This window comes from Sediminibacterium goheungense, assembly GCF_004361915.1.
GTDB lineage: Bacteria > Bacteroidota > Bacteroidia > Chitinophagales > Chitinophagaceae > Sediminibacterium > Sediminibacterium goheungense.
Window position 1 is genome coordinate 221,462 of record NZ_SNWP01000013.1, and the last position, 11,955, is coordinate 233,416.

Sequence of the window (11,955 nt, forward strand, 5' to 3'; positions counted from 1 at the left end):
GGTCAATAAATGAAACTTGACCCCGACGATCATTATTGTGCACGCACAATATTTCTCATTGACAATTCACCATTGACCATTCACAAAAAAGCCCCGGCAAAATACATGGCCGGGGCTTTTTATTATATTGAACAAGGATTACTCCTCGATCTTTACTTTTCCTTTGTTCTTCGCCATCACTTCTTCTGCAATATTATTTGGCGCAGGAGAATAATGAGAGAACTCCATGGTTGAGGTTGCACGGCCAGATGACAGTGAACGCAGTTGGGTTACATAACCAAACATTTCGCTCAATGGCACTTTCGCTTTGATTACCTGCAGGTTGGCACGGCTGTCCATACCTTCCAGCATACCACGACGACGATTGAGGTCACCGGTTACATCACCCATGTACTGGTCTGGGGTTAACACCTCCACTTTCATGATGGGCTCAAGCAGTGTTGGTTTAGCCTTACGTCCTGCTTCACGGAAACCAGATTTGGCACACAATTCAAATGACATGGAATCAGAATCCACATCGTGGTAGCTACCGTCGAAAATGCGCACCTTCATGTTGTTAACAGGATAACCTGCCAATACACCTGTCGTCATCGCAGTTTCAAAACCTTTCTGGATAGCAGGGATAAATTCTTTAGGGATAGATCCACCAAAGATATCGTTCACAAACTGGAAGTGTTTGCCTTCATTTTCTTTCAACCACTCTTCATCAGCAGGACCGATAGAGAATTGGATATCGGCAAATTTACCACGACCACCCGACTGCTTCTTCAGCACTTCTCGGTGTTCGATAGTGTTACCAAATGCTTCTTTATAGGCAACCTGAGGCGCACCCTGGTTTACTTCTACTTTAAATTCACGACGCATACGGTCCACAATGATCTCAAGGTGCAATTCACCCATACCACGAAGGATGGTCTGGCCTGTATCTTCATCTGTATTAACACGCAGAGTAGGATCTTCTTCTACCAGTTTAGCAATTGCCATACCCATTTTATCTACGTCGGCCTGTGTTTTAGGCTCAACAGCGATAGCGATTACAGGCTCAGGAATGAACATGTTCTCCAATGTAATCGGATGGTTCTCATCACAAAGGGTATCACCGGTTTTAATTTCTTTGAAACCAACTGCAGCCGCAATATCTCCCGCTTCGATGAAATCGATAGGGTTTTGTTTGTTGGCGAACATTTTCATGATACGGCTGATACGTTCTTTTTTACCACTTCTTACGTTTAATACATAAGAACCAGCATCGAGGTGTCCGCTATAACAACGGAAGAACGCCAAACGACCTACGAATGGATCGGTCATGATTTTGAAAGCCAATGCAGCAAATGGTTCTTTGGCATTGGGCTTACGGGTAATGGTTTCGCCAGTATCAGGATCAGTACCTACTGTATCTTCAATATCAACTGGAGAAGGCAGATAACGACATACTGCATCAAGTGCGGTTTGTACACCTTTATTTTTGAATGAAGAACCACACATCATGGGAACAATGCTAAGATCGATACATGCTTTACGGATAGCTTCATGTACTTCGTCTTCAGAAATACTGTTCGGATCATCGAAGAATTTCTCCATGAGCGTATCATCATATTCCGCTACTGCTTCAATCAGGTTCTGTCTCCAGAACTCTACATCTTCTTTCATATCAGCAGGTACATCAACCTCATCGAAAGTCATACCTTCTGTTTCCATGTGCCAGATGATTCCTTTCATTTTGATCAGATCCACCACACCTTTAAAGTTATCTTCTGCACCAATCGGTAATTGCAGGGGCACCGCCTTGGCACCCAGCATTTCTTTTACCTGGTTTACCACATTCAGAAAGTCGGCTCCTGAACGGTCCATTTTGTTAACGAAACCTATACGAGGTACTTTATAACGGTTTGCCTGGCGCCATACGGTCTCAGACTGGGGCTCAACACCATCTACTGCTGAGAAAAGGGCGATCAAACCATCCAATACACGCATAGAACGCTCCACCTCTACGGTAAAGTCAACGTGACCCGGAGTATCGATGATATTAAAATAGTAGCTTTTGGTATTCGCATCAGCCTTACCTTTTACGGTAGGGAAGTTCCACTGACAGCTAACAGCAGCTGAAGTAATGGTGATACCTCTTTCTTTCTCCTGTTCCATCCAGTCTGTGGTAGCGGCACCATCATGTACCTCACCAATTTTGTGAATCATACCTGTATAGCGCAGGATACGCTCGGTAGTGGTGGTTTTACCGGCATCAATGTGAGCGGCAATACCGAAGTTGCGTTGAAATTTCAAGTCAGCCATAAAAGTGCTTGTTTAAATATTTTTTTAACGGGAACACAGGCTCCCATTTTCAAGGCGGCAAAGGTAGTAATAATACCAATTCGCTGAATCGCTGTCCCAGATTAAATTATCCCCTTAAAAAAAGCTCCGGAATACATTCCGGAGCTTTCAATTTTAATTGATAATCAATGAATTGCGATTTTCAACTCATGATCTCAGTTTTTAGCTGTGTAATATGTGAATATCAGTTTACTTTTTAGCCGCCCTCACAGATACCAATGCAATATCATATACAAGTGGTGTATTGGGGGGAACTGTGGTGCCATTTCCTCTCTCACCAAAACCAAGGTTTGCCGGTACAAAAACCCTCCAGATAGATCCTGCCTTCATTCTCAAAACAGCATCCTGAAGACCTGGAACCAATTGACCTACAGTTAGAAGGAAAGACTCCTGCTTGTCCTGAGAATTTACAAAAACAGTACCATCAGGTGTAGTACCGGTTACATTAATAACCACTGAATCTTCAGGTTCAGGTGTTGTACCGGTTCCACGTGTAATTACAGCGTAACGTACACCACTTGGCATGGTTATTACGTCTTTTCTTTTCGCTAACTCAGCAAAAAGTTGTTGTTCCATCATTTTACCTTTTACACCTGCCACATCCGCATCTAGTACATTGATCATCTTTTCAGCATTCGCTTCACTGATCATCAGTTTCTTTTTGGTGATCACATCATCAATGGCTTTCTGAAACATAGCTCCTTTGATCAATACACCCTTTTTTTCCAGCGTTTTCAGCATATATACACCCAATGCATATTGAAGTGAGTCTTCAGTAGCTTTTTCTTTAGCTATCTGAGCGGCAGTTTTAGTCTGAGCACTTACAGAACCCATAATAAAAGCACCTAACAAGAGGGTAAAGAGTATTTTTTTCATGTTTGAATAGTTTATAATATCGAAAATATAAAGAATTAGCTCAATATAACTGAAATCCAGCTTAAAATTTACTTTACTTCTTAACTGGTTTGATTTCCAGCAATTCCAGTTCATAAATCAGTGCACTACCAGGCGGTATAATAAAAATTCCATTAGCTGGATTTTTCACCCCTTTTTCACCATGTGCCAACGCAGACGGTATATAAATCTGCCATTTTGAACCAACCGGCATTTGTTGAATGGCTTCAGCTAATCCTGGTATTAACTGACCTGGCAGAATGGTTTGCGGAATTTTATTACTGTAAGTATCCTCAAAAACAGTTCCATCAGCCAATGCTCCTTTTAAGTTTACCAAAACGGAATCTGTTCCATTTGGTCTGCCCCCTTGCCCCGATTTTAAGATAAAATAGTGAACACCGTTGGGAAAAATGCCAAGCCCCGGTCTTTGTTTGATATTTGTAAACAGTTGCTGTTCCAGCTTGAATGCCCTGTCTTTTTGAGTAGCTTGTTGATAAGCTGTAATCAATGGCGAAATGATTGAATCCGCCACTAATCTTGTTTTATTCTGAAATACATCATCCATTCCTTTGATAAACAAGGCCGGATTATCGATCAGAAAACCCTGATTATTGACCCACTGGGCTAGAAATGAACCAATAGCATATTGTAGTGAATCTTTAATATTGGAAAGCTTCACTGCAGGAGCTGCAGAATTCGGAGTGGGTTTATTAGTGTTTTTCTGCGCGTAACCAATAGCCATCATTACGCAAAACACAGATGTAATTATAAGTTTCATCCTATATATAAATAATAAGATGACAAGATAAGAAATCCATTGAAGATATCTAAAACCGCATACTTAAATTAACAGTTTGTCGCCCTTAAAACATATACAAAGGCATATTGGTACGAAAGCAATAAAAACTTACAATAGCCGTACGTGTGGCATCATTACCGAACTGCGTTTGTTGTTTTGAAACATCTCCGGTATTGCCTGCTGTAGTTCTTATCAGATGGGCAAATGTGGCACTTTGGTCTGTCCCCTGTCTGTTCCGATATTGTGGATCACCGGTAACAACCCAACCTGTTCCGCTCAGATCATTCAAATTACCCCAGGAATTATCGTCTGCAGTAAACCATGCTGCCAAAGTAACCGTATTCGCATTATCCGTTGTTACACCAGTGCGTGTAATTACAGCAGCTGCACTCGACCCGGTTTGCACCTGATCCACATCGAGCTTCCAGGTGTAAGCCCTGCTCGGAGGACGGAAAACATGCATTACAATCGTATTCCCCCCCGTTCCACTCATACTTATAGAAGGGTTTGCCGTCCATTCACCATTAAAACGACACCAAAACATTCTTGCTGAAACATTACCGGTTCCTGTCAATGCAGGCAACTCATTCCAATCTTGCCCACCCGTAGCACTTATACTAAAAGTTATGTTTGAAGCCCTTCGCTGTCCGATTAACAATACCAGATCGCCATCTTCCATATTAGCTGGAGGTGCAACTGCAGGAGTTGCACTATTAAGCGACCCATTATCAGCTGGGTTTGAATTACTATCGAAATATTCTATCTGACCAAACCCGAAAAAAGGAAGAACCAAGAAAAGAAATATTGTTTTTTTCATGCAGTAGTTTTAAATCTTACGACTACATGCACAGGGTAATAATTTTTAGTAAAACTTATATCATGCTCATGATGATAAAGGAGATTGAATTTTTATAAACACTAACAACGAAAGTATAGTCAACCGATTAGAGGATCGTTAGTAATAAATTAAAATTGCATTAGGAATAAATAACGTTAAAAACATTAAATCCATGCAAACTTTACTCGAGAAGAAATGCAGACATATTGGTGCGAAAGGGATAAAAACTCATGATGGCTGTTCTGGAGTTATCGGTCTGATTGGTTGCTTGCCGCTTGGAAACATTTCCTGTACTACCACTTACTGTAAAAATACGATAGGCAAACGTACAACTCATATCGGGGTCAATAGGATTTCTATACTGCGAAGAACCGGGTGTTGACCAGCCGGCGGTTAACTGATCCCAGGTATTATCATCCGCCGTAAACCATGCAGCAAATACAAGTGTAGTGTTTTGGGTATTTGTGATTGCATTAATTGTTGCGGTACGGGTAGTAGGTGCTCCGATTGTCTGCCCTACATCCATTGCCCATGAGTAGGTTCTGGCAGAAGGCCTGAAGACATGCATAACAGCGGTGTTGATTGATGCACCGCCCATTTCAATCGATGGGTCGCCTGTCCATGTGCCATTAAACCTGCACCAGAATATCCTTGGTGATATATCTGCCACACCTGTAAGAACAGGCAATGAATTCCAGTTTTGTCCACCGGTATTACTAATTGTCAGTGTTTGGTTACTTATTCTTCTTACTCCTGTAAATATAACCAGATCCCCATCGCGCATATTGGCAGGTGGAGTTACTGCTGCGGGGTTATTGGCTGCATTCGTATTGCTATTATCAGCGTGAACCGATGCACTGGCGAAATAGGTGATTTGTGCTTTTGTTGCAAGTGGGAAAAAAATAAATATAAAAATAAACGCTCTGATAAGGAATAATTTTAGCACCTGCAAGGTGCTATCATACCATTAGAGCATGATTAGAATAAAATTATTTTCAGATTAGATTCAATTATTCCAACACGTATGCAGACATATTCGTACGATAAGGATAAAAAGTTACAATAGCAGATCGGGTTGGATCGGGGCCACTAGAAGTTTGGGTCTTCGAAACATCACCGGTTGCTCCTGCAGTGGTACGAATCTGATGGGCGAAAGTACAACTCTGAGAATTACCTGCTTGTGTATTCCGGTACTGACCACTTCCGGTTGTGGTCCACCCTGCCGAAGGAGTGCCCCACTGATTAACATCAGCGGTAAACCATGCAGCCAAGGTTACAGTAGAACCATTAGTAGTGGTAACACCCGTTCGGGTAATGGTGGCTGCAGATGCATGTGCAGTAGTAGCCTGAGCTACATCTACGGCCCAGGAGTAGTTTCGGCCTGGCGGTCGAAAAACATGCATAACAACTGTATTAGCTGACGCTGCAGTCATTGCTACGGAAGGGTTTGCAGTCCATGTTCCATTAAACCTACACCAGAATATTCTCGGCGAAACATTTGTTGTACCAGTCAATACCGGCAATGCATTCCATGTTTGCCCCCCTGTTGCACTTATGGTAAGTGTAATATTTGATGCCCTCCTCTGCCCCACCAAAATCACTAAATCTCCTTGCAGCATTGATCCCGGAGGAGTAACAGTAACAGTAGCTGATGCAAGAGCTGCATTGTCTGCAGGATTTGATGAACTATTGAAATAAGTTATTTGTCCACTTGCTGAATTGGATAAAAAAAACATTGTGCAGGTTATATATATGCACAATGATTTGGGAGACAATAGTAGTTTCACTTTTGCCAGGTTTAGTCAATGTAATATTGACGCACAGACATTAAATGGACATTAGACTCAGATTAGAATAAGATTAGATTTTAATTAGTGATGTGAAGTGAAAATTATCTACTGAATTGAATACTCCTTAATTCTCCAGTAACGAAGGGGGCATATCTCGTTTTACCCAGTCAACTTCTGCACCCATCACGACCCAGGTTGTACTCGCATTGGTAAAAGTGATAGGACCTGCTGTAGTTAATCCACCATTCCGTGTTGCTGCAGAAAAGTTTCTGGCGGGGGCGTTTCTGCCAAGATCACCCACTTCAGTAAATCCTGTCGGTGGTGTTGAGTTAGTATTACCTGTAAACAATCCCGCCCAGGCAACAATATAACCACTTCGCGGACGCAAAACATTATCGAAAGTTATAGTAGCATTGGCAGAGGTTGTACCAGTTGTTGATATTTTTGTCTGAATCAATGGGTCACTGCTAAATCTATTTGTATTGGCACAAGAAAAAATGGACATATTAATACCATCCGGTCCATCAGTAGTACAGTTAAAAGTTACTATTGACGCGCTAACTGTAGCAGGTACCCTTGCCCAGAAAATATAATAGCCTGCCCCGGAAACAATCTGAGCAGCATCTAAGGTCCAGGTAAGTGTAGTACCTGTATTGGTAATGGTCGGATTGGTTTGCACAGTTCCTGTAGCCACCACAAATACTACCAATATTGAACCAGCAGTGGGGGTAAATGAACCGAAGCTATATGTAGTACCATCTGTATTACTGTTGACACTGGTTGCTGGACTGGTTATTGTCACCTGACTAACAGCTTGTTTAGAAACAAGGAAAAACAGGCTGAGCATAATCCATATTATCTTTATTTGCCCTACCCTTTTTAAAAAAAACATCGCGCCATTAGGTTTTATATACTGAAAATTTACCTGAACAAAAAATGATAGAAAAAGATGATGTTATCAGCAACCAATCATCTCATTCATCAAATCGTCTGATTAGAATAAAATTAGAATAAAATTAGAATAAGATTAAAATAAGATTAGAATTTAATCAGGATTTAACGTAGCGGCTATATAGAATATTAAACAAAAAGACCCTCATATTATTGTTATGAGGGCCTATACGTATATGAAAATTATTCTTCTTAGTTCACATTATCTGTTCTGGAAACCAGATCCCAACGGCTATCATTTGTATTATAAATAAAGCCAAGATACATAGTTGAGTTCACTACAGTGGTAGTAGGGAAAGGTATATCTGTACTAGCCCGGAAACCACCTGCAGCATTGGTAAATGTGAGCGCCCTTGCTGTACCATTATCCTGTATTCTGATAATCAGCGTTTGTCCCTGTGTAGGTGTACCAGATGGAACAGCAAATGTTAATGCACCAGTTGCGCCTTCCACAATGTAGATATCCGTATTATCACTCGCTATGGTCAAAGATCCGGTAACACCTCCGGTAACAGCTCTTTTGGTGATTCGTTTATTGGTAAAGGTTTCTGTACCTGCCAGTGTAGCTACTGTACCGGTTGTGGGCAATGTGATATCGGTAGCAGCGGTTGTATTTAAAATCACAGCATCTCCCCCTACTGTAGAGAATGCACCTGATAAATTCACATTACCGGCTACCGTAATGGTATTCGATCCGTTATTCACACCTGTACCTCCGTAAGTAGCTCCGATCACAGTACCGTTCCAGACACCCGTTGCTATGGTTCCCACAGATGTCAACGAAGAAGAAACGACGTTAGCTGCAAGTGTTGTTCCGGTAAGTGTTCCTGCTGGTGCTATCACAGCAGCAGTTGAGGCCGCTGTAATCAAACCTTTGGCATTCACCGTAAATGTTGGGATTGCCGTAGAAGAACCAAATGAACCCACATTCGCATTCACAGTAGCCAGAGTAGTAGCCAGATTACCAGCTGTAGTAGTAATATCACCTGTTAACGCAGGGAACTGACCAGCAGCTAACGTACCTGTGAGGGAAGATGTAGATATATTGGTAATGGTATTCACCGCACCACTAATGGTTTTGTTGGTCAATGTTTCAGTACCTGCGAGTGTAGCCAATGTACCCGTTGTTGGCAGGGTAACGTTGGTAACGCCTGATGTTGTCAATGTTAATGCATTGGCCCCTGAAGTAGTAAATGAAGCTGCTGTATTAATGTTACCTCCAAGCGTTATGGTATTAGAACCATTATTAACACCAGTACCGCCATATGTTGGTCCAATTACAGTTCCATTCCATACACCAGCTGTAATAGTTCCTACAGAAGTTAAAGATGAAGAAACCACATTCGCTGCCAGTGTAGTTCCTGTTAGTGAACCAGCCGATACAGATACTGATAAAGAAGTTGTACTTACCGCTGTAATCAGGCCCTTACCATTTACTGTGATGATTGGAATAGTGGTACTGTTACCAAATGTACCTACGTTGCTGTTGACAGTTGCCAATGTAGTCGCCAGGTTACCTGCTGAAGTGGTGATATCACCCGTTAATGCAGGGAACTGACCAGCTGCCAGCGTTCCGGTTAATGAACTGGTGGCAATATTTGTAATCGTATTTGAAGCACCACTGATGGTTTTTCCTGTCAATGTTTCTGTACCGGTTAAGGTAGCCAGTGTACCAGCGGTAGGCAGGGTAACATTGGTAATACCTGTTGTAGCAAGTGTAAGCGCGTTGGCTCCTGTTGTTGCAAAGTTACCCGCAATAGTAATGGTTCTGCCGGCATTGTTTACACCTGTACCACCATAGGTAGAGTTCACAACAGTACCATTCCATGTACCGGTAGTAATCGTACCTACAGATGTTAGAGATGAACTTACCACATTCGCTGCCAGCGTGGTACCGGTAAGAGAACTTGCAGCTACTGATACACTAACCGTAGCTGTTGTAACAGCCGTTACCAAACCTTTACCGTTTACCGTAATTACTGGTATAGTGGTAGTATTACCGAAAGTACCCACATTACTGTTTACGGTTGCCAATGTAGTCGCCAGGTTACCAGCAGAAGTAGTAATATCACCTGTTAATGCCGGGAACCTCGCCGCTGCCAGTGTACCCGTAACATTGGACCCAGAGAGATTCACAGCATTCGCAGTAATCTGCTGACCCGTTAAAGAAAGGTAGTTCTCACCAGTTACAGATATATCACCCGTATTTGTACCGGTTAAATTAGAACCTGATATCGTTCCACTCGCATTCACTGAACTTGGCGTAATATTACCCAACGACAGACTGATTGTACCACTGGTAGTTATCGGAGAACCGGACACACCTATACCATTGGCTCCGCTGACTGTTACAGATGTTACCGTTCCGGTTCCACCGCCACCGGTTGTACTCAAAATACCTCCTGCCAACGATAATCCTGATCCTATACTTATCTGTTCCACATTTCCATTACCGGCCGTACTTCGTCCCAATAAAGTAGTTGTACTGATCTGTTGGAAATTACCAAACGTGACAGTATTCGGTGATAAAGAAGCTCCGGTAATATTTGTCAGCGTATTATTTGAAGCGTTAATCGTTTTATTTGTGAATGTTTCTGTTCTTGTAAGTGTCGCAAGCGTTCCGGATTCTGGTAATACCACACTGGTTAATCCGCTTGGGAAATTGAACAACTCATCCCACCTGTTCAGCCTTTGCAGATATGGATCCAGCATAAGGCTGGTATCTGCAATTTTAGCAAACACAGGATTGAACCATTCATTGAAGAGTGAATCTCTGTCTTTATATTTTACAACCGTACCATATCGTGCATAACCTGTTCTCGGTAATTCTGCAGCAAGTTCTGGTCCGTTTAACATCAAAGCAGTATCAGATACCTTCACGCGATTGGTAAATTGAATCGTATCTGCAATATTGAACTTACGCATAATTACACTATCCATTCTTGCCCTGGTACCAACAATACTGGTATCAATTTTAAGTGCCACAGCTGCAGATCCATTATAAATTGTACTTGTTAGATTATTCGCCAACAAACCATTCGACACACTCAATGCATTGTTTAAAGCTCCACTTAAGGTAGTAGCACTTACCGTTCCCGTAGCATTCACATTGTTGAAATTACCGGTTGTAGCACTTACCGTAGTTATAGTAGCAGTACCTGTAATATTGGCGTTAGTAAGGTTTGCCGTTGTTGCACTTACAGTTGTACCCTGTATAGTACCCGATACAGCCAGTGTAGTTAACCCGGTAATAGCGCTGGTATTAATCGTAGAGAAACTACCATTCGTAGCACTAACCGTACCTGCCTGCAGCGTATTGGTAATACTCAGGTTCGTAAGTCCTGAAAGATTGGTAATAGTTGCATTCGTTATCGTTGCTGTTGTAGCCGTAATAGCAGCAATATTTGCCAGATTCGTAATACTGTTTTGCGTACCCGTACTTAGAGAAGCACTTAATATTCCCGCAGAAATCGTTCCAGTAGTACTAATAGTGGTAAAGTTTCCGGTTGTAGCGCTGACTGTTCCTGCAGTTACTGTACCACTGATATTGATACTTGTTAAACCAGTCAGGTTCGTGATATTGGCATTTGTAAAGTTTGCATTTGTTGCGGTGATTGAACTTACATTCGCCAGATTCGTAATTGAGTTCTGCGCACTTGTACTTAATGATCCACTTAAGGTCGCTGCACTGATCGTGCCTGTTGCAGTGATGTTCTGGATATTCGCCAGGTTCGTGATCGTAGCCTGTGTACCAGCGTTAAGTGTTGCACTGATCGTTCCACCTACGATATTACCTGTTACAGTGATATTGCTGAACGTACCACTCGTACTGTTTACTACTGTTGCATTCAAGGTGCCTACCTGAGCTGTACCTGTGATGCTTAAGTTGGTAAGACCAGTCAGGTTCGTAATATTCGCTGTAGTCAGGTTCGCTGTCGTAGCAGTAATCGTACTGATGTTCGCTAAGTTCGTAATTGAGTTCTGCGCTGATGTTGACAGACTACCACTCAAAGTTCCTGCACTGATCGTACCGGTTGCAGTGATGTTCTGGATATTCGCCAGGTTCGTGATTGTATTCTGTGTACCAGCGTTCAAAGTAGCACTGATCGTACCACCTACGATATTACCCGTTACAGTGATATTGCTGAACGTACCACTTGTACTGTTTACTGCTGTTGCACTTAAAGTACCTACCTGCGCAGTACCTGTAATACTTAAGTTAGTAAGACCAGTTAAGTTCGTGATATTAGCCGTAGTCAGGTTCGCTGTTGTAGCTGTGATCGTACTGATGTTCGCTAAGTTCGTAATTGAGTTCTGCGCTGATGCTGACAGACTACCACTCAAAGTTCCTGCAC

At 42.2% G+C, this 11,955-nt stretch carries 8 protein-coding genes; all 8 read right to left on the reverse strand.

Translation table 11 applies throughout. The features are described 5' to 3' along the window. Nucleotides 1-138: 138 nt before the first annotated feature. Nucleotides 139-2,289 (reverse strand): elongation factor G, encoded by a 2,151-nt coding sequence (gene fusA, locus BC659_RS14820; RefSeq protein ID WP_133475595.1) that lies wholly within the window; start codon nt 2,287-2,289, stop codon nt 139-141. Nucleotides 2,290-2,517: 228 nt separating this feature from the next. After that, on the reverse strand, nt 2,518-3,204 hold the full coding sequence (locus BC659_RS14825; RefSeq protein WP_162847445.1) for an FKBP-type peptidyl-prolyl cis-trans isomerase: 687 nt from the start codon (nt 3,202-3,204) through the stop codon (nt 2,518-2,520). Between the two features lie 73 nt (nt 3,205-3,277). Continuing rightward, nucleotides 3,278-4,000 (reverse strand): FKBP-type peptidyl-prolyl cis-trans isomerase, encoded by a 723-nt coding sequence (locus tag BC659_RS14830; protein ID WP_133475597.1) that lies wholly within the window; start codon nt 3,998-4,000, stop codon nt 3,278-3,280. 85 nt (nt 4,001-4,085) lie between these two features. Next, a complete protein-coding gene (locus BC659_RS14835) occupies nt 4,086-4,838 on the reverse strand; it encodes a hypothetical protein (protein ID WP_133475598.1) in 753 nt (250 codons plus the stop codon). Nucleotides 4,839-5,040: 202 nt separating this feature from the next. Further along, nucleotides 5,041-5,805, reverse strand: coding sequence for a hypothetical protein (locus BC659_RS14840; protein WP_133475599.1), 765 nt, complete (start codon nt 5,803-5,805; stop codon nt 5,041-5,043). 64 nt (nt 5,806-5,869) lie between these two features. Beyond that, nucleotides 5,870-6,595: a hypothetical protein gene (locus BC659_RS14845; RefSeq protein ID WP_133475600.1), complete on the reverse strand. Its 726-nt coding sequence runs from the start codon at nt 6,593-6,595 to the stop codon at nt 5,870-5,872. Between the two features lie 178 nt (nt 6,596-6,773). Beyond that, complete coding sequence (locus BC659_RS14850; protein ID WP_133475601.1) at nt 6,774-7,496, reverse strand: hypothetical protein; 723 nt, start codon at nt 7,494-7,496, stop codon at nt 6,774-6,776. Between the two features lie 296 nt (nt 7,497-7,792). Further along, nucleotides 7,793-11,955: beta strand repeat-containing protein (locus BC659_RS16885; RefSeq protein WP_162847446.1), on the reverse strand; the 4,163-nt coding region annotated here is incomplete at its 5' end.

What these genes read in the sequence shown, in the direction of transcription:
- BC659_RS14830 (WP_133475597.1), bottom strand. Translation starts at nt 4,000, where the DNA reads ATGAAACTTATAATTACATCTGTGTTTTGCGTAATGATGGCTATTGGT.
- BC659_RS14825 (WP_162847445.1), bottom strand. Translation starts at nt 3,204, where the DNA reads ATGAAAAAAATACTCTTTACCCTCTTGTTAGGTGCTTTTATTATGGGT.
- BC659_RS14845 (WP_133475600.1), bottom strand. Translation starts at nt 6,595, where the DNA reads ATGTTTTTTTTATCCAATTCAGCAAGTGGACAAATAACTTATTTCAAT.
- BC659_RS14850 (WP_133475601.1), bottom strand. Translation starts at nt 7,496, where the DNA reads ATGCTCAGCCTGTTTTTCCTTGTTTCTAAACAAGCTGTTAGTCAGGTG.
- BC659_RS14835 (WP_133475598.1), bottom strand. Translation starts at nt 4,838, where the DNA reads ATGAAAAAAACAATATTTCTTTTCTTGGTTCTTCCTTTTTTCGGGTTT.
- fusA (WP_133475595.1), bottom strand. Translation starts at nt 2,289, where the DNA reads ATGGCTGACTTGAAATTTCAACGCAACTTCGGTATTGCCGCTCACATT.